At 41.6% G+C, this 19,842-nt stretch carries 16 protein-coding genes; 9 read left to right on the top strand and 7 right to left on the bottom strand.

Annotation, left to right across the window (positions count from 1 at the left end):
- Nucleotides 1-195: 195 nt before the first annotated feature.
- The 5 genes from AC0YN0_RS28060 to AC0YN0_RS28040 all read right to left on the bottom strand — a co-directional run bounded on the left by AC0YN0_RS28060 (nucleotide 196) and on the right by AC0YN0_RS28040 (nucleotide 5,060).
- Nucleotides 196-2,733 carry a DEAD/DEAH box helicase family protein gene (locus AC0YN0_RS28060; protein WP_475824250.1) on the bottom strand — a complete coding sequence of 846 codons (2,538 nt, stop codon included), beginning with the start codon at nucleotides 2,731-2,733 and terminating at the stop codon, nucleotides 196-198.
- Between the two features lie 25 nt (nucleotides 2,734-2,758).
- On the bottom strand, nucleotides 2,759-3,046 hold the full coding sequence (locus AC0YN0_RS28055) for a hypothetical protein (protein ID WP_475824249.1): 288 nt from the start codon (nucleotides 3,044-3,046) through the stop codon (nucleotides 2,759-2,761).
- 20 nt (nucleotides 3,047-3,066) lie between these two features.
- Complete coding sequence (locus AC0YN0_RS28050; RefSeq protein ID WP_475824248.1) at nucleotides 3,067-3,672, bottom strand: hypothetical protein; 606 nt, start codon at nucleotides 3,670-3,672, stop codon at nucleotides 3,067-3,069.
- Between the two features lie 693 nt (nucleotides 3,673-4,365).
- On the bottom strand, nucleotides 4,366-4,713 hold the full coding sequence (locus AC0YN0_RS28045; RefSeq protein WP_475824247.1) for a hypothetical protein: 348 nt from the start codon (nucleotides 4,711-4,713) through the stop codon (nucleotides 4,366-4,368).
- A gap of 146 nt (nucleotides 4,714-4,859) precedes the next feature.
- Nucleotides 4,860-5,060 (bottom strand): hypothetical protein, encoded by a 201-nt coding sequence (locus AC0YN0_RS28040; RefSeq protein WP_475824246.1) that lies wholly within the window; start codon nucleotides 5,058-5,060, stop codon nucleotides 4,860-4,862.
- Between the two features lie 258 nt (nucleotides 5,061-5,318).
- On the opposite strand from AC0YN0_RS28040, the gene AC0YN0_RS28035 reads away from it, so the two are divergent.
- Both AC0YN0_RS28035 and AC0YN0_RS28030 read left to right on the top strand, forming a co-directional pair.
- A complete protein-coding gene (locus tag AC0YN0_RS28035; protein ID WP_475824245.1) occupies nucleotides 5,319-6,110 on the top strand; it encodes a helix-turn-helix domain-containing protein in 792 nt (263 codons plus the stop codon).
- A 25-nt stretch (nucleotides 6,111-6,135) separates the two neighbouring features.
- Nucleotides 6,136-6,321 (top strand): hypothetical protein, encoded by a 186-nt coding sequence (locus AC0YN0_RS28030; protein ID WP_475824244.1) that lies wholly within the window; start codon nucleotides 6,136-6,138, stop codon nucleotides 6,319-6,321.
- A gap of 124 nt (nucleotides 6,322-6,445) precedes the next feature.
- Here the strand turns inward: AC0YN0_RS28030 and AC0YN0_RS28025 are convergent, their stop codons facing one another.
- Both AC0YN0_RS28025 and AC0YN0_RS28020 read right to left on the bottom strand, forming a co-directional pair.
- Entirely contained in the window at nucleotides 6,446-6,814 is a 369-nt protein-coding gene (locus AC0YN0_RS28025) for an HNH endonuclease (protein WP_475824243.1), read from the bottom strand.
- 127 nt (nucleotides 6,815-6,941) lie between these two features.
- Entirely contained in the window at nucleotides 6,942-7,544 is a 603-nt protein-coding gene (locus tag AC0YN0_RS28020) for a type II toxin-antitoxin system RelB/DinJ family antitoxin (RefSeq protein WP_475824242.1), read from the bottom strand.
- 302 nt (nucleotides 7,545-7,846) lie between these two features.
- Here AC0YN0_RS28020 and AC0YN0_RS28015 point away from each other — a divergent pair, with 302 nt between their 5' ends.
- From AC0YN0_RS28015 to AC0YN0_RS27985, 7 genes are all read left to right on the top strand, one after another.
- Nucleotides 7,847-8,425, top strand: a complete 579-nt coding sequence (locus AC0YN0_RS28015) for a restriction endonuclease subunit S (protein WP_475824241.1) — start codon at nucleotides 7,847-7,849, stop codon at nucleotides 8,423-8,425.
- A 4-nt stretch (nucleotides 8,426-8,429) separates the two neighbouring features.
- Nucleotides 8,430-11,486 carry a type I restriction endonuclease subunit R gene (locus tag AC0YN0_RS28010; protein WP_475824240.1) on the top strand — a complete coding sequence of 1,019 codons (3,057 nt, stop codon included), beginning with the start codon at nucleotides 8,430-8,432 and terminating at the stop codon, nucleotides 11,484-11,486.
- 42 nt (nucleotides 11,487-11,528) lie between these two features.
- Nucleotides 11,529-12,761 carry a restriction endonuclease subunit S gene (locus AC0YN0_RS28005; protein WP_475824239.1) on the top strand — a complete coding sequence of 411 codons (1,233 nt, stop codon included), beginning with the start codon at nucleotides 11,529-11,531 and terminating at the stop codon, nucleotides 12,759-12,761.
- A gap of 18 nt (nucleotides 12,762-12,779) precedes the next feature.
- On the top strand, nucleotides 12,780-14,396 hold the full coding sequence (locus tag AC0YN0_RS28000) for a type I restriction-modification system subunit M (RefSeq protein WP_475824238.1): 1,617 nt from the start codon (nucleotides 12,780-12,782) through the stop codon (nucleotides 14,394-14,396).
- Between the two features lie 688 nt (nucleotides 14,397-15,084).
- Nucleotides 15,085-15,780 carry a nuclease-related domain-containing protein gene (locus AC0YN0_RS27995; RefSeq protein ID WP_475824237.1) on the top strand — a complete coding sequence of 232 codons (696 nt, stop codon included), beginning with the start codon at nucleotides 15,085-15,087 and terminating at the stop codon, nucleotides 15,778-15,780.
- 272 nt (nucleotides 15,781-16,052) lie between these two features.
- On the top strand, nucleotides 16,053-19,205 hold the full coding sequence (locus tag AC0YN0_RS27990; RefSeq protein WP_475824236.1) for a DEAD/DEAH box helicase: 3,153 nt from the start codon (nucleotides 16,053-16,055) through the stop codon (nucleotides 19,203-19,205).
- A 13-nt stretch (nucleotides 19,206-19,218) separates the two neighbouring features.
- Nucleotides 19,219-19,599: a (deoxy)nucleoside triphosphate pyrophosphohydrolase gene (locus AC0YN0_RS27985; RefSeq protein WP_475824235.1), complete on the top strand. Its 381-nt coding sequence runs from the start codon at nucleotides 19,219-19,221 to the stop codon at nucleotides 19,597-19,599.
- Nucleotides 19,600-19,842: the final 243 nt, after the last annotated feature.

The raw sequence follows: 19,842 nt of genomic DNA, 5'->3' as shown, positions 1-19,842 counted from the left end.
GTTAGATATTATAAGCGTAATGGTCGCTGAGAGAAAATACCGTTGTATATCTTTTATATTGATTGCGTTGTTACAGAATTGGTTGCGTGTTACCTCATAGTAAAGAAAATCCCCTGTGAGTGCTTCTCAACAGGGGATTGCCGATGCTTTCGGACAAACAAAGAATACTATAAACTGGTATAAATTACAAGAAGTTTATGATCGATTCATTACGGTAAATCCGACGGTGTATTCTTGGACAAATGTCGCCGCTCTGAGCGTATATGCATGTAACAACTCATCGATTTTAGTTGTGTCTTCAAACGAACCATGTGCCGCTAATGCCTTTGCATAACCTAGGACTCGTGACTTAAGTAGCTCAAGTTTTTCGTTGTTCATAATTCGAATATTGCTGTTAGGTGATGCTGCGTATTCGAATGTAGTAAACGGGTGAATCATGATAGGTGTATAACGACAAGAGTTATCATACTTCCCCTCAAACCAAACTGACGAACCATTCAACTGGTTACAGTCATGTTTACTGATGGTTGGAGAAGTGGCTCCGTTTTTGCACTCGATAACGAAATAATCAAGGTTTCCAACTTCCCATAATACATCTGGCCCTTTCTTAAATTCAGCTTCAGGTCTCTGAGCTGAAAAACCAAGATAGAATGCCATCTCTTTACATGCTTGTTCAAATATCGCTGCTGAATCCGGCTTAAAGATCAACTGCTCAAGTAATTTATTTACACCCAGGATTAACTTATTCGGGGTGTCGAACTTTTGCCTTAAGAAACTCGATGCTTGGATAGCCTGACTGCCAATGAACTTTTGCAGTTTTGCATATTGAATTCCTTCCATTGGATGGAGAACAAGATGATTATCCTTAACTGCTGATTTTAAGGTCACATGCGATTCTTCTTGATCTATAAAATATAAGTATTCTGCAAGCTGTTGCTTCAAGTAGCCTTTAAACTTTAAATCGGAGGTTTCATTAACTGACTCATTGATTAACTGAACGGACTTCATGTTATCTCTTATCAAAGACGAATTAAATGCCGCACGTTGCTTCTTTATAACTGAGTTTACGTTAAAGCTCGCATCATACTTAAGGTGTACTAGAGCACCTTTACTCCTTGAAATCCAAGAGGTATTTCTATATAAACTATGGTTAATTACATCTTCTAGATCTTCAATGCTTGCTCCTCTAACCTGTTTTGCAAGTTGATCAGAAAGGCGAATTTGTGCTTTAGTAGCGGGGGTAAACTTATCGATCGCACCTTCTCCATAAAGATTATCAATAAGGGTTCGTCCCATGAGGAATACAACGCAGTAATCATCCTTTGAACGAATGCCTCTTCCCATGCCTTGTTCAATGCGCTGGATGGTTTTTGACAAAGTGTCATCCGTACCAAAGAGTATTCCTTGTTCGATTTTGTCTATCTTTCTACGAACATCGGGTAATCCGTCTATGACTAAGATCTCACAAGCCTTCTGAGCTAAATCAATTCCGTCATACTTATTTATCATTACAGCAAGCCCTACATGTCCGTTTTTAAGTTTTGTGATGCCCTCCTGAAGATTTGAAGATGTTAGGATCAGATCACAACTATCCTCCCAGAACTTCAAACGATAATACGAGGGAACTATTACAACAATGTTGTGCCTTTTAGATTTTTCTCTCAGAAAATCTTTAATATGCTCATCCTTGATTTCGGAGTTTAACTCTTGAGGAACAAGGATCATCCTGTCGCCAATATCATCTGATGATTCCGGGGTTATTGCAGCATTAACCTTATCCGCATCAATATTAAAATGAGAGACTAATATACTATCGTCTGCCAAAGTTGCACTCATGAATATTTTTCTCTTGCTCTCCACAAAACTCGGTATTGAGTTAATTGGGATACACCTAGGCGAGATTTCTATTTTATCACTCCCGAAAACGCAACTGCAGAGAGGTAAACAGTTTTTTAATAATTGCCACGAAAAGCGAAGGGAGTCGTAGCTTTTATCCGAATCTCCTTTTCTATAAGCTTCTTCTGCTGTTTGGAAAGCTTCGAATAAAATCCGAGTCGTTTCTTTGACATTATCCTGCCATGTCCAATATGGAACTAACATATTAACAGTAGGACTCCCAGCTTCCAGTTCTAAGATACCTGTATCGTATTGTTCAGCTAACGAGCCTTTAAAAAGTCCGTATAGCTTAGGATAGACTTCTGTTGAATAGGGAATTTCCATAGTGAACTGGGATTCAGTAATATCTAAGCAAGCATGAGCATCGTCAATAAGAATACTGCCGATAGGGATTTTTCTCTCGTTAACCCCGAAAGATGACTTGCCATTAAACAGCTTAAAGACATTGATTACTAGGATTGCCTGACTTCTTTTGAATTTAATACTATCCTGATCATCGGTAACCTCAATGCCCAGTCTTTTTGCTTCTGCAAAAACTTGCGAGACTAGATAGGGGTCAGGCACAACATAGACTGCCGGTCCCTTGCCCTCATTTAAGCAACTTTTCAAAATCAGCAAACCAACAACTGTCTTACCACTACCAGTGTTCATTTTGATAACATTGTACTCATTGTTCCTGACACTATCGTCAAACCACTGGTTCCACACTTCTGTCTGAACATCCCTTGGATAATTATAGAGAGGGTCTTTCTCGGGTAACACACTGAAGATTTCTCGTGGATTCAAGACTGTATCCGCAGAATTATCCTCACCTAAAAGATCGAAATTTATCTTCATAATAGTATCCTCCTTAAAAGAAGTTTTATTTTGAGCCTAACTGAGCTTTCCTGACTTCCAGTTCACGTTTACGTTCTGCCAAAATCTGCTCGACCTTTGCATCTTTCTGAACGAGATCCAATCCCTTTTGTTGTTTACGCTTTCTCGTCGCACTGATGTCGTACAATTTGAATTTCTGATGCTGTTCTGGATAGACAACAAATGCGGCATGCTCTCCGGTTGGAGCAAGACCCATTTTACTCAAGCGGCTCTGTGTGAACAGGTGGTCGGGGAGTTCTTCGGGTAAATAGTGCTGTACAGATTCAATGGTCATATTTTCACTCCTAGACATCTTCATTTAGTGAATACGATATAAACCTTCTCCAAAGAAAGCAGGAAATTGTTCTCATAGATTTCGACCTTATCCCTTAATTCAGCATGTATATTTTTGATAAGGTGCTGAGTGGCTTTTAAGGTATGTTCTCCAAAATCATAAATAACGAGGAATTTATAAGCTGCACTGGAGTCCACTGATTTAACCTTAGACTTCCCTTCAAGTAACCCCTGGATATCTTTAACGATACCGTTTCTCTGAGCAGAACCAAACTTATAGCCATTGTTTATAGGCTTATTGCACTTAATTTCAGCAATGATGTTTACCTCGCCAGTGACAACGAGATCATATCCGTTGTCACTTGGCTTCGTACCCAGTACCTGATTTAGATAGGTCTGATAATTATTCCTCACATAAGGAAAGCGTTCGCTCACCCAGTCGATGAAGCGGACAGTCGTCTTGTAAGTGATAATGTTATGTATGTCCTTAAGAGTTGTCTTGATCTCTTCGAAGTCTTCGATGGATAGCCGCGAATAGTAATCCTCGTTTACCCCAGTGACTTTAGTAGCGATGAACTGATTGAAGTTCTCTCTTAACTCAGCTTCTCTATCATATGAGATGATCATAAGTCCCCCTGCATAATATGGCAACATTATCCTATTATATTAACGTATTAGGTAGAATGGCTCAACAGTGACCGGGCAAGAAGTCATGGATTGTTCTCAGCAATAAAAAGGAGCGATTCTCCGAATGATTTAACCATCTTACTTCCTCTATTAATTTCGTCTACCAACTAACGTGTGATCTAAAGTTATTATAGATATTTTGGGCTGCAGCCCCGAACAGCATCTGAGAACCTGAAGAAGGTGATCTTGGAATTTTCATTTTTTGTCGCTCAATTTTTCCCTTAGTATTAAATACCAGCATACCTTTACCAATAGTATCTATAAGCCAGACACCTGAGGGTGTAAAATCCTTCTCCAAATATAACAAATATAACTCATCCCAAGTGTTGCCAATGGGAGTGATAATTCGGTGCTTTGAATAGGCTGAAACGCAGGTCGATGTTGTCCTCCGGTATCCAGAAGAAGGGCAAGACACTGTACTTATCGTCCTCATCCTGCGGCGGGAAAACGAGGACAAAGGCTGTAACGTCGGTGGAAGAGGAGAGATCCCACCGTAACAGACGCGCTCCCGCAAAGCTTCTGGATTAACTTTAAACGTACAGGCATCCCACTTATCCATTGGCACCAGCGGACTGCCTGCTTGACCCACTGATTTAGCCTAAGCTGCCGGAAGCTATTCTCTTCGGCAGGGTTCTACCTTGCAGATTCACAAGCTGCCTTAACTTTATCTACGCTGACGGTAATACCAAGTGATGGGTTTGACTTTTTCCACACCTTAGGGTCTGTCCAGTCATCCTCTGGTTCAGCGCCAAAAATGACGGGATTGAAGGTGGGGTCGTTTTTCCTGCCATCAATGATATCCAGCGCCTTTTGGTGTACTTCCCAGCAGATGCTGTTCTGGTTATCCCCAGCTGTGGTGAGTAGTTTTCGATGAACTGAATACCAACCCAACCGAAGACTCTTTGACGTGATGACCAAAGGCAGCGGCGATGCTCGAATGGAGCCGCTGTACTTATTAAGGGTGCTTTGCAATGAAACCATATTCGGTGACTGCTTCCTCGCATTGAATCCAGCGGGACACACTCATCGCGTAGCGCTCGAGAAGTTGAGGGGAGAGGAGGGCAGCACAACCGCGCTATTCCAGCCAATTCCATGTGGACTTGTAAATTTCGCTCGCGACTAGCGTCTTACCGTCCTTCTGTACAGCTTTCGAGCATTTTGTTCGGTTCAGGAATCACCTGACCTTTGAGGTCTGCGGTATTCGAAAATTCGATGACGGTGAGCTTTCTGCCGCCGGGATTGCCTGCAGCTATTTTATCGGCGAAAGGCTTCTTTTTTGCACCCGCGCCGACACGAGCGCCGCCGCGGTTAGTACCGTCTTTGGCCATCAAAATACTCCCTCATAAATTTTTGAAAAATTTTTTTGTGAAGCATTGCTTCAAACAAATTTCTTACATTAGCAGAAACCTGTCGTACTTTTCTGTTCAGGCAATCTTTCTGTGTACTTAATGGACATCTCGTAAGACTAATAACACAGGGATAAATCATTTTATTGAAGTTCAGCATCAAATAATTCAAATTTGAAAAAAATTGACATAATGATTCAATTCGGATAATCTACAATCAGAACACAGGGGGTGAGCGTCATGGAGCACAAACAGCAGCAGATAATAATGAAAAACATCGACAAGCTTCTCATGAAGAAGAACATCAAACGTAGTTCTCTTGAGGACGAGGTCAAGGTCAGCCGCGGTTATCTTTCCCGCTTGAAAAAAGCAAATCCGGATGACAACGGTCTTAACATGAGTTATGAACTGCTTAAAAAAATTGCAGATGGACTAATGGTATCCATGGACTACCTGATGCTTGATGGGATGGATAACACCACAGACGAAAATGCTCTCATCGACTTTATCGAATCCCTATATACCATGTCGGTGAATGGCACGCAGTTCTGGAACGTCTTTACCTACAAGCAGATTGACAGTATTAATAATCCGGATGATTTTGATAAACTCGGACCAATTTCAAAAAGGGCATTTGAGACTGGCGAGTATGACCCAGAGGGCCGTTCGTATGAATATGCGTGGATTGGATGGTTATCATTGGGTACCGGTCGAAAAATCAGAGAAGTCATTTATTCCAAGGAAGACATCACAGATGATTTTTTCTATGCCAATATAGAAAAAATCAATAGTACTTTATATCTGTACAGGGTAGATTACACCGATACAGACGGACAGCACAAACTAACCGACATAATTGAGGCGTACCTGGTCAATGCTGATGAAACGCATTTCCTTTGCAACTCTGTCGAATGGAATGAATACATATCCTCCAAGCTAGAAGATCTGTATCAGATTGCCAAGGACAATTCCTCCGTCACAAGGTTGGGTGAGGGTGCGAGAAAACTTCTGAACCTGTTTAATAACAATTAATAGTTAAAAGAAAGGATGTTGTAGCATGAACAACAACAAACATATTTATAAGAACAGCCATAGTACATTAAACCCTTTGGATACAATTGCAAAAATTAAAGCCTTTCAAATCAACTCTGAACATTCCACCATCAGTTTAAAAATGGTCAATGGAATGAGTTTCTCCTTTAACTGGGCAAGTAAGAGATTAGAGTTTTCACGTGATTCTTAATATTTTACTTTCAGAAGCCTCTTGCCTATATGGTGATAGGTTTTTCTGTGTTGGGGGCTATTCCCTTGTTTGAAATCGCGTTTTTTCACACGAGGCCCCCCGCCGCTGTCCGCATGAAAAAGATTTAGAGATTCGACCGCCCCCACCGGTCGCCGCTCTCGACGGTGATCCGGGAGTGACACGGTTTGCACAGTGCCATGAGGTTACTTGTTTCGTTGCCGCCACCTTTGGAAAGCGGGAAGATGTGATGAACCTCTTGGGCCGGTGTCATCCTCGCTTGCTTTTGGCACTCCTCGCACAGAGGATGCGCCTTGATGTAGCGGTCGCGAATTCGTTTCCAGGAACGACCGTAGTGTTTGTTGGAGGCAGGGTCGCGTTCGTGCTTATTATAGTGTTTGGTAACAACCCGCTGATGCTCGGCACAGTATTGCTCGCTTTCGGCAAGCCGACCGCAGCCGGAGTAAGCACAGGGGTGTTTCGGTTTGTAGGGCATCACTTCAACTCCTTCGGGCAAAACAAAAGCCTTCGCGGGGAATACTCCCGTAAAGGCTCTGGATTACAGTTCTCGATACTATTAGTATATCAGGCATTAGGGCAAATACTCCCTCACAATTCCCTCATCATTCGTAAGACGAAAACTTATTGCAATAAGCCTCGACTTTATCCGCAAAGGCACCGGGGATTCTCTCTCTCCAATAAGGAATGGACAACCTCAGTGATTGGACGGCATTCTGATACTTGCTTTCGCCTAATTCGGTCTTTATTTTGCCCATTAGAAATTCTAGATCTTTATATTTAATAAGGCGAGTATTGTGTTGACCGTTAACCAGGTTAACTAAGACCGTTAAGTAAATGAAAGCACTCCCGCGGCTCATTTTAGTCTTGTCAGCTACCTCATCACTGAGTTTATTAACTTCGCCTAATCCCTTAGTATGACGTAGGAACGCCAGCCAAATCCCTTCAACCATGGCAGGTGTGATCTTGGTGTTGCTGCGTGGAAGCTGCTTCGAATCAAGATCGTAGTCTTCATCGATCTCCTCAGGATGATTGATTTCAGAGTGGCTTGATGTCGAAGTGGCCATAGTCATCGGTAAACCTTTCTCTAAAGCAACTCTACTTAAAAAAATGTTCACGGCAATCTCCGTATTCATTCCAAGAGCATGTAGGATCTTCTCTGCTTCGAGTAGAGTACTATCATCAATATTGATTTCAATCTTTGCCATTAGGGTGCCTCCCACAATTTACTATTGGATATACTAAAAATACTATATCATTTACTATATTTACTGCACATAGTATTATGTAGTATTTTTTTATATACCTTTGCATTCGTGATCGATTGTATTCGATTGTGATGAGCATGGTTTTTTATTATGGAAGTGATTCTTTAGATGTTCCCTAGAACCGACATTGAAATATAAAAACATTTCATTTTATCGTTTGAATGTACGATTCTTATGTGATTCAATAAGTAATATAGAAATATTTCAAAAAAATGATATCTGGGTGTTTGGAGGTGATTTATTTGGAGGAAAGAAGATTAAAGGATTTCATAACCTTCGTTCCAGGTATAAATCCAACAAGGGCGCAAAAACAGTTTGAAATCCAAGCAATAAATTATTATGACCAGTCGTCTTTTGAAGCTGATTATAATCATAAGGACGTATTTGTTAAGGATGCGGAAAAATCCTTATCTCAAAATAACCCATCGTTAAATGAAGGTGATGTTGTTATCAGTAACTCATTACAACTTGCAACGATGGTCGGTAAAAAAAATGTTGGTAAAGTGTTGTCTCTCAACTTCATAAAAATAGAGTTTGATAAAGAACAACTTGATAAGAGATATTTTCTTTTCTTATTTAATGCTTATAAAGATGTCAGGCGACAAAAAGAAAGGGAGTTACAGGGGAGTGGCCCTGTTCTAAGAATACCACTTCGCTCTTTAGAGGAGATTATTATTCCTGTTGTTGCTCTTGAGGAGCAGCAGAAAATAGGTGCTATTTACGTAGAAACATTCAAGCTACAAAGTAAGCTAAACAAATACGCAGACTTGATCGGACAGTTTACGAGCTCAATCATAGAAGAAACCTTAGAGGGGAAATAATCTAATGAAAAGTCAATCGGAGTTGGCGTTCGAAAATGAAGTCATCGATTATTTGACTAAAATCGGTGGAGTAAAACAATGGGAATACAAAACAAACATTAAAACAACTGAACAACTCTGGGATAACTTTAAAATGATCCTAGAACAAAACAATCGTGCCCGTTTAGATGAACCATTGTCTGTCACTGAATTTAACCAGGTAAAGAAAATTATCACTGGTATTGAATCACCTTACCATGCTGGACAATTTTTGTATGGTGTTAACGGTGTTTCTGAAATTGAAGTTGACCTTGATAATGGTAAGCATGTGTTTTTAACAGTATTCGACCAAGCCCAAGTAGGTGGCGGGAACACTGTTTATCAAGTGGTAAATCAAATTAAACGGCCAAAAGTTATAGATGGAAAGCTTGACCGACGATTTGATGTAACGTTGCTCATTAATGGATTGCCAATTATTCAAATAGAATTAAAGAAGGCACTTCACAGCACTACAGAATCCTTGAACCAGATGGAACAGTATATTGCTGAAAAACAATACAGTGGTATCTTTTCAACCTTGCAGATTCTAATCGCAATGACGCAGTTTGATATTCGTTATATGGCAAATACGCCACTCAAAAGCTTTAACCGAGCTTTTGCTTTTAACTGGCAAAACGAAGATGATGCTCGCCCTGTTCGTTCGTGGAAGACGTTTGCGGATAAAGTATTGTCAATTCCAATGGCTCATGATTTGGCAACACGCTACATGGTACTTGACGGTACTAAAAACAAAGAAAGTATCAAAGTCATGCGTCCTTATCAAGTCTATGCCACAAAACGTGTGCTTGATAAAGTTAGAAAATTCGATTTCAAATATGATGATGGGAAATTAGGATACATATGGCACACTACGGGTTCAGGTAAGACAATCACAAGTTTCAAGACAGCATGGCTTGCAAGTCGTCTATCTAATGTAGACAAAGTTGTCTTCTTGGTTGACCGAATTGCGCTCACGAACCAAACATCTGATGCATATAAAGCCTATGATCCTGTTGCGGGATTTGAAGGGAAAACGGGTGTGGTGGGTGACACTGCAAATATTTCAGACCTTCATCGCAAATTAACGAAGAAGAGCGATAAGAACATCATCGTGACAAGTATTCAAAAGATGTCGCGTTATGTAGCGAGAGATAGCTTCGAGCCACTGAATGAAAGTATTCTTTTTATCGTTGATGAAGCCCACCGTTCAACTGGAGACGGTACTGAAAATGATGGTATGCTTGAAACGATTCGTAAAGCTATTCCTAATTCTGCCTGGGTTGGTTATACAGGTACACCAAAATTTCCTGAAACACGAGAGATCTTTGGTGATATTCTACATGCTTACACCATCAAAGAAGCAATTGCGGATAAAAACGTCTTAGGGTTTAACGTTGAATTCAAGGAAACGATCGAGGCTCCTAAAGATCCGACCGAAGATGATATCGACGATAATGTTCGTGGTAGTGTTTACGACTATAGCCCAGAACATGTGAAATTGGTAGTGAATGACATCTTCGAAAACTGGAAGAAACGTTCAAATGACCGCAAGTATAATGCCTTGTTTACAGTCCATGTTGGCGGTAACAAAGCAAGTACACCAAGAGCGATGGAATACTTCGATAAATTTGCTGAAGAAAATGCGAATCGTCCAGTAGATCAACAATTAAAAGTTGCAGTGAGCTTTTCGGCAGATACATCCAATAGTACTCATCAACTGAAAACAAACGAGAACTTGCATAGGGCTATCACAGCTTATAACACAATGTTTGGTACAGTTTTTGATATGACGACAGTTAAAGCCTACACTGAAGACTTAGCACGACGGTTGAACAAGACAGCTAATGATGGTAACTTTTTAGATTTGGTTATCGTTGTTGACCAACTTTTGACTGGTTTTGATGCTCCTGAGATGAATACACTCTATATTGATCGAACACTTAAAGGTGGGAACCTGATTCAGGCATACTCACGTACAAATCGAATGCATAACCTTGTCGATAAGCCTTGGGGGAATGTTGTTAACTATCGTTGGCCAGAGCAAAACGAGTATGAAATGAATAAGGCATTTGCTATCTATTCAAATCGTGCATCTGCTGATGAACAGCTTTCACTTGAAGATTTGAAAGAAGGCAACGAAGAGTCTGGTATCATTTCTAAACCATTTAGTAAAGTTCAAGCTGAGATGCAAGAAGTTATCAAGAAACTTTCAACGCTCACAGATAATTTTGTACAATTACCCCCAAGTGAAAAAGCACAAGATGAAGTCTTTGAAAATTTGAAAGAGTATAATCGTTTGCTTAGTCAGTTGAAACAATATACCGAAGATGATGACAAAAATCCTGTTTCTGCTTATGATCATCCTGAAGAGTTCTATGAACGTTTAGGAATTACTGAGGAGCAGGAAGTCATTTTAACAACTGTCATTGCCGGTGAGTTGAAAGAACGACGTGCTAAGCGAGAAAACATCGATATTTCGCAAGTCAATCTCTCTATGATTCATATTCACGACGTTACCATCAACTACGATTACTTGATTGATTTAATTGCTCGTATGGCTGACGAAGTTCATGCAAACTTTATGACTAAAGCAGAAAAGACACGTGATGAAATCCATATTGAAATTGCCAAGTCAGATAATGAAAGAGAAAAATCTAAGATGCGCAACTTTGTATCTAAAATTTTCTCAAAAGAGTTTGTATTTGATCATTATCCAGCTCCTCGAAGTGTTGAAAAAATGAACCAAGCGATGGACAAAGTACAAAAGGATACGAATATTTTACTTGTAACGAACTTCATCCGTACTTGGGGACTTGATAACAGCACTAAGCCTAAGGAACTTGAAAGCTTGATTAAGAGACACCGTTTAGGTCAAGAGGATATGGATAAACAAGGTGAGCTAACAGCAATCATGAATGACGCAAGAGCTGATTATAAAGAAATTGCAGATAAAAAGATTGCGGAATTATCCTGGGTACGATATCGCATTGAATTCCGTAAGGCATTTTACGAAATGGCTGATGTAATTAAGAAGGGTGAGTAGTCTAGTGATGAAATTATACAGATTACAAAAAGGAGATCAGGAATGAGCGATAACATAACAACATCACCCCAATTTAGATTCGCAGGATATACTGACGCTTGGGAACAACGTAAGTTGGGGGAGATTTACACGGAAAGAAACGAAAGAGGTAATAATTCTTTACAAATTCTTTCGGTTTCAATTCATCACGGTATATCAAACGGTGAATTAGACAGCAGTTCATTGGGTAAGGAAGTTCGCAGAAGTGAAGATAAATCCTTGTATAAAGGTGTGCATTCCGGCGATCTAGTATTCAACATGATGCGTGCTTGGCAAGGAGCGATCGGCGTAGCAAAAATAGAAGGAATGGTAAGCCCTGCCTATATTACGGCCATTCCGAATGAAAAATTATTTCCGCCATTTATGGATTATTACTTGCGGAGGCATGAGATAATTACCCAGATAGATAATTTTTCATATGGGGTCACGGATTTCAGAAAAAGGCTGTATTGGGATTCATTTTCTAAAGTTTCGTGTCTTATTCCTTCTGTTCCTGAACAAATTAAAATCAATACATTCTTCAATCAACTCGACAACCTCATCACCCTTCATCAACGTAAGTTAGTAATGTTGAAGGATACGAAAAAGGGCCTGCTTCAAAAAATGTTTCCGAAAGATGGAGCCGATGTTCCTGAAATTCGCTTTCCAGGATTTACGGATGCTTGGGAACAGCGAGAATTAAAGGAAATGTTTGTAAAAGGTGGTTCCGGTGGTACGCCACGCTCAACGAACAAGGATTATTACAAAGGAGAAATTCCGTTTTTAGGGATATCTGATATTTCAAATTCTAATGGATATATTGATTATACACAAAAACACATAAGCGAAGAGGGGCTAAATAATTCGTCTGCCTGGATTGTTCCAAAAGGGGCAATTACTCTGGCGATGTATGCATCTGTTGGTAAGATTGCCATTCTAAATGTTGATGTTGCAACGTCTCAAGCTTTTTATAATATGGTATTTAATGACATCATTATTAGAGACTTTATTTATCATAGATTAGTAAAAGCCAATATTAATGAAGAGTGGAGAGAATTAATATCCACTGGGACACAACCCAATCTAAACGCTGAAAAAGTGAAGAACTTCCAAATACTGTTACCAAAAGATAAAAGTGAACAGAGCAAAGTAGGTCAATTCTTCAATCAACTAGACAACCTCATCACCCTTCATCAGCATGAGTTAAATTCGCTTAAAAATTTGAAGAAATCACTACTTCAACAAATGTTTATATAAGAAAAGGAGATTACACAAATGAGTAATGCAACAGATATTACATCAAAGCTATGGGGAATGGCTAACAAACTGCGTGGAACGATGGATGCAAGTGAGTACAAGAACTATATCTTGCCATTTATGTTCTATCGTTACTTATCAGAAAATCAAGATGAATACTTGAAAGTCAATGATCTGGAAGAGTTCTACGAAGTGACAGATGACACTGAAAAAGAAGATTATCTTGAAGAAATAAGTAAAGGAATCGGATATGCGATTGATCCAGCCTATACTTGGAACAAGATCGTATCAAAAATTGAAAATCATAAAATCAAAGCTAGTGACTTTCAAGACATGTTTGACTCATTCAATACAAATGCCAAACGTAACGCAGTCGCAGAAGCTGACTTTGCAAACGTATTCTCAGATGTTAACCTTGGGGACACACGTCTAGGTTCAAGTACAAACGAACGTGCGAAGGCTTTGAATGATATCGTTTTGATGATTAACGAGTTTACTTTCAAAGACGATTCAGGCCGTGACATTTTGGGTGACGTTTACGAGTATTTGATCGGGCAATTTGCTGCCAATGCTGGTAAAAAAGGGGGGGAATTCTATACACCTCATGAAGTCAGTAAAATATTAGCGAGAATTGTTACGATTGATGCAGATGGTACTGGAGATCAATTCCGTGTATATGACCCTACAATGGGATCGGGTTCACTTCTTTTGACAGTTCAAAAAGAATTGCCAAATGGTAATGAAGAAGGAAGCGTTGAGTTTTATGGTCAAGAGTTGAATACGACGACTTATAACTTGGCTCGCATGAACTTAATGATGCATGGGGTAAATTATCGCAATATGGAGTTGAAACGCGCAGACACACTTGATGCTGACTGGCCATTTGCTGAAAAAGATGGCACACAAATTCCTTTGAAGTTCGATGCGGTCGTATCAAACCCCCCCTATTCTCAGAATTGGGATTCAAAAGAAGTTGATCGAGAAAAAGATACACGTTTCAAAGGTTATGGTGTAGCACCTGCATCTAAGGCAGATTATGCCTTTGTTCTTCATGGACTGTACCATTTAGATAAAGCTGGAACAATGGCTATCGTGTTACCACATGGGGTACTCTTTCGTGGTGCGTCCGAAGGTAAAATTCGTAAAAATATCATCGACAACAATCTGTTAGATGCTGTTATTGGATTACCAGCTAACTTGTTCTATGGAACAAGCATCCCAACATGTGTACTGGTGTTCAAAGGTCGTGAAGCTCGCAAAAATAAAGATATTTTGTTTATCGATGCTTCAAATGAGTTTGAAAAAGGAAAGAACCAGAACAAACTCTCTCCTGAAAACATCGACAAAATCATCGAAACTTACAATAACCGTGAATACGTTGAGAAATATGCTCATGTGGCATCTTTGGATGAAATCAAAGAAAATGATTACAATTTGAACATTCCACGTTATGTCGATACGTTTGAAGAAGAAGAAGGTATTTCACTTTCACAAGTGGCTCAAGAGTTGGTAGAAGTTAGAGAAGAAATTGCAAATTCATATGATAACTTGTATGGGTTATTGAATGAGTTGCAGGGGACAACTGATGAATCCAAAGAAGAACTGAGCAAATTTATCAGTCTATTAGGTAAATAATAGTATTAGAGAAGAGCTAAGGAGAATTTAAACCTTGGCTCTTTTCACAAGCGCGTGGTGTTGACGGCTTGTTGACGAACGTCGTCAACAAGCAATCAAACGCAAACAAAACGAACAATACTCTATGGTTAAAACCCTTATAGATCAAGGGTTTTAACCAACTAACACACAATCCATCCAACCCCCACATGTTCCCGCATACCGTTCATGTGGAGTGCTGTGATTGCTAACGGGAGATAGATTCACCAAGGCAGTAGGACCAGCAGAAGGTCAAACGGGACAAGATAAAAGAAAATTCCTATTAGCTTCAGGAAATATCCAAAAGGTAGTAGATGAAGGCAAAATAGTTTCATGCGCAAATATGTAAGGTGTTAATATTTGTTTCGTCGAAAGAACGATTTGGCAGCCAAGTAATTCATGTAGTTACTGGAACTTGTGCAAGAACAGCAAGGGAACAAACTATAGTTTGGAATAATTAAATATTTTAAATACGCATTATCATTGGGCGACCCATACGGGATATGTTCTTGGTATTGCCAATTTTGCTCTCGAATGAATTCCTTCCATGTAATTCCAATCTTCAACGTTCCCCAACATTACTACCTTTCCATTTTTTTCTTATGAGCAGGACTTCTGATTCAATTTGTCGAATTATACCAGATAAAAGCGGTGTTGAAGGAGATTCAGAATGTTAAAGAAATTGATGGCTCTATTCCAAACCAAGAAGGCAAACCCTGAGCCAAAAGCTGCTCCCCGCAAAAAGCCTTCTAAACCGAAGGTAGAATCAACTCGTATCGGAGAAATTGGTGAGTATAAAATCAATATCCAACTAGATCAGTTGCCAAAGGACTGCCAGCATTTGAACGATCTGCTTATCCCTAATTCTAAATCGCGCACAGGTTACTCTCAAATCGATCACCTGATCGTTTCCTCGTATGGCATATTTGTGATTGAAACCAAAAATTACAATGGCGAGATCAAAGGGACTCGCGAGGATCGAAATTGGAGCGTTGGAAATCGGTTTAAGATGTACAATCCGTTAATGCAAAACTATAGCCATATTAAAGCAGTGGAGCAGCAATTGACGGATTTGGCCAATGTTAAATACATCTCTATGGTTTCCTTCACAATGCGATGCAGGTTCAGTATCGATCCTGAGCTGAGAATGATCGGCTCGGATGAGCTTATTGTGTACGATGTGGAACTCACCGAGTTCGTTGAGCGGAAACTGACGAGACTTAAAGCGGAGAACCCATCTCCACGATTTACTGGTGATGAAGTTAGGGCGATCAAGGAGAGGATTGCCTCTCTTAATATAACGGACACTGCTATTAGAGCTCAGCATGTTGAGCGGGCGAAAGCTTCAAAAGCTAGCTCAAAATAGATTAAGGAGAGAGGTAGATCCCTATAATCCACATCATTACGCTTCCTGAGTTTGAAATGTTAATAGCTGGCACAGGATATATTACGATAACGGATAAGCCAACCAAAGTTGTAAAAGTACACGTTGCCAATTGTCCACATGTGAGTAAAGCCAATTTCACGAAGAAGGTCATTGAGAACAAAGAGGAAAACGGCCAATACTATTGGACGGAAACCATGCATGAAGCTATCTCAGAATTGCAAGCAGAACCATGCTTGGTATGTAGGTGAAGCATGAAACAAGGTCTCTACGAACAAATCATCAATAACGTCACCATGAGGCAGCTCGCTGAGCTGGACCCGATTCTGTATGACATCGGCAAGGAATCGCTGGATGCCGAGGAAGCGAGGAAGCTGCTTTCGAGCTATTTGGCGATGGTCACTCGCAGGGCGCTGAAGGCGGTACGGGAGCAGAACAGCAACGACGAGGATGCGATCTTCGCGCAAGTTCGGACCTGCAATGATATTATCGCAACCCTCAAGGATAGCTTAGGGCAAGCGGAATACGAGGAGCTGCAGTTGGCTGAGCAAGGCGAGGTGCTTACTTACGTCTATTCCAAGCTGAATCATATTCGAGGCGTCCGAGCGGAGAAGGTACTTCGTCCTACGACCCCGCTATCACAAAGCTCGTTGTTCACAGGGGCGCATTCGGAGCCGAATATGATGAGCGAATTGAAGCATGAGATCGTAACTTCGGATCAAATTGATTGGCTCGTTTCGTTCATTAAGTGGAGTGGGCTTCGTGTTCTGATGGAACAGCTTGAGCAGTTTACGGCGAACGGCGGCCGCCTGCGTATTATCACGACAACCTATATGGAAGCGACCGATGACAAGGCGATAATAGAGCTCAGCAAGCTTTCGAACACAGAGATCAAAATATCCTACGATACGGAGCGTACCCGTCTTCATGCTAAGGCTTATATGTTCAAAAGGGATACCGGGTTTACGACCGCCTACGTAGGATCGTCGAATCTATCCAACCCCGCACTTACGAGCGGTTTGGAATGGAACTTAAAAGTAACCGAGAAAGACTCCTACGATGTGCTGAAGAAGATCGAAGCGACCTTCGAGAGCTACTGGAACGATCGGGAATTCAAGGCTTACCATTCCTCCGATGAGGAACATGAACTGCTGCTTAAGGAAGCGCTTGGCAGGAAGAGGGAGCAGGGGCGGAACGACCTGACTTTCCATTTTGACATTACGCCTTATGACTACCAGAAGGATATTCTTGAGAAGCTGGAAGCGCAGAGGACATTGTACGGCAGGATGAAGAACCTGCTCATTGCGGCGACTGGTGTCGGCAAAACGGTTATTTCTGCCTTCGACTACAAGCGATTCACTCAGCGTAATCCGAGAGCGCGTCTGCTCTTCGTTGCGCATCGGGAAGAGATCTTGAAGCAAAGTATGGACACGTTCCGCTACATTATGAAGGATCTGAACTTCGGCGAGCTACATGTCGGCAGCAATCAAGCAGAGTCTATCGATCACCTGTTTATCAGTATACAAAGCTTTAACTCTATGAAGCTCGCAGAGCTTACTACGTCGGACTTCTACGACTATATGGTCGTGGATGAATTTCATCACGCGGCAGCTCCATCCTATCAGAAGCTGCTTGCTCACTATCAGCCGAAGATATTGCTGGGGCTAACGGCTACGCCGGAGCGGATGGACGGCAAAGACATATTACGATTCTTTGACGATACGATTGCTGCTGAAATTCGTTTGACGGATGCTATCGATCGCAAGCTGCTTGCTCCGTTCCAATATTTTGGCGTGACGGATAGTGTGGATTTATCGCAGGTGAAATGGTCCAGACGCGGCTATGATCTGCAAGAGCTGGAGAATCTGTATACGCATAATAAGATTCGTGCGACCCAAATCTTGAACAGCTTGAGAAAATACGTCACCGACATGGACGATGTCAAAGGACTCGGTTTCTGTGTCAGTGTCGATCATGCGTTGTATATGGCCAAGGTGTTCGAAGATGCGGGTATACCTGCGATAGCACTGTATGGCGGATCAAGCGACGAGGATCGTCAGCTCGTAAAGGGCAGGCTGGTGAGCGGCGAGCTCAAAATGATTTTTGTCGTTGATCTCTACAACGAAGGTGTGGATATTCCGGAGGTTAACACGGTTCTTTTCTTACGTCCGACGGATAGCTTGACAGTGTTTCTACAGCAACTTGGTCGGGGACTGCGGTTGGCTGACGGGAAAGAATGCTTGACCGTGCTTGATTTTATCGGACAGGCTCATAAGGACTATAACTTCCAAGATAAGTTCCGTGCATTGCTCGGCAAAACAAAGCATTCCGTTCAGCATTACGTAGAGCATGGCTTCTCCAGTCTGCCACGCGGAAGCTTCATTCAGCTGGAGAAACAATCTAAGGACTATATTCTGAGCAACCTGAAGCAAGCAACGACCAATCGGAAGCGATTGGTGAACAAGATGAAGTATTTTGAAGAAGATACGGGGCTCAAGCTGACTCTTGAAAACTTCGTTCAATATCACGGCATGTCCTTGTCCGAGTACTATGGCGGTCGCACTGGGAATCGGATGTTCCGCAGGCTGATGGTGGAGGCAGGACTTCTCGATGACTATGCTTTCGCCAAGGAAGATGAGCTGACGAAGCGGCTTCCAGCTTTGTTAAGCATGAATTCACGCAGACAGCTCAAATTCTTGATCGGGTACTTGGAAGACGGAGCGCAGGCGGAGTCGGAAGAAGAGCGTCTGATGCTGAATATGTTCTACTACACCTTCTATCGGACCGCGCCAGCGAATCTAGGTTTCGAAGGAATTGAGAGTGGTATACAGTCGGTTATGGACTGCGAGGCTTTCAAGGATGAAGTATTGGACATCCTGAAGTATAACAGCACGCACATTGATTTTGTCGATAAAAGAAACGAGCTGCCTTACTCTTGTCCGCTCGATCTGCACTGCAAGTATTCGACTGACCAGGTATTAGCTGCATTTGGCTACTGGAACGAGGACAAAGCACCGAGCTTCCGCGAGGGCGTGAAATATTTTGAAGACAAGAAGACGGATATTTTCTTTATTACGCTGAATAAGTCGGATAAGGATTTCTCGCCTTCAACATTGTATGAAGACTATGCGATGAATGAGCGCCTCTTTCATTGGCAGACGCAGAGTAAGATCTCCGAGCAAACGAATACAGCTCAGCGATACATCAACCATAAGAAGACGGGCAACCGAATCGCGCTGTTTGTGAGGGAATACAAAGAGGAGAACAACTACACCGCTTCTTTCTTATTCTTAGGTGAGGCTGAGTATGTTAGACACGAGGGAAGCAAGCCAATGAGTATCATCTGGCGTCTGAAGGAGGACATGCCTGCAGCGCTGGTGCCGGTGGCGATCAAAGTGATCGTATAGGATGTGAACGGAAATGATTAAAGTGGCGGCAGCAATTATTGAGGACGAAGTGGGGCGAATACTGATTGCACGGCGAGCCAAAGGGAAGTCGCAGGAGGGAATGTGGGAGTTCCCCGGCGGCAAGCTGGAGGCGGGCGAATCGCTCGAGGACTGCTTGCGGAGAGAGCTGCTGGAGGAAATGGGCATTACGATCGAGCCTTATGCGTATGTCGGCGCCAATGAGCATGATTACGGGACGGTGATGATCAAGCTACTCGCATATAAAGCGAGATTCGTGAGCGGGGAGATCGTACTGACGGATCATGATGACTATCGATGGGTTGGGACGGAGGAGTTCGGGGAGTATACGTTTGCTCCGGCGGATATTCCGTTTTTTGGAATGTTAAATGAATAGAAGGTTGCCGCTGAATCGATAGGCTCCCCATACGGTAGACAGGTGAAATACGAAACCTGTCTACCGTATGGGGAGTGTTTTTTTTGCAAATTCGCACTCAAAGTTCATGAAAGTAATAATGCCCCCGTAAAGGATAAGACTGCCTCATAGGAACTTTATTACAACACTCGTATGATAGGATATGTCCATATATTTACAGAGCGTGTTCGGGAAATGATGACAGGATGAAAAGAAGTAGTAAGG

It is taken from the genome of Paenibacillus sp. J22P218 (assembly GCF_056269195.1).
Note: the sequence above shows the minus strand (reverse complement) of the source record. Positions and strands in the feature narration are given on the sequence as shown.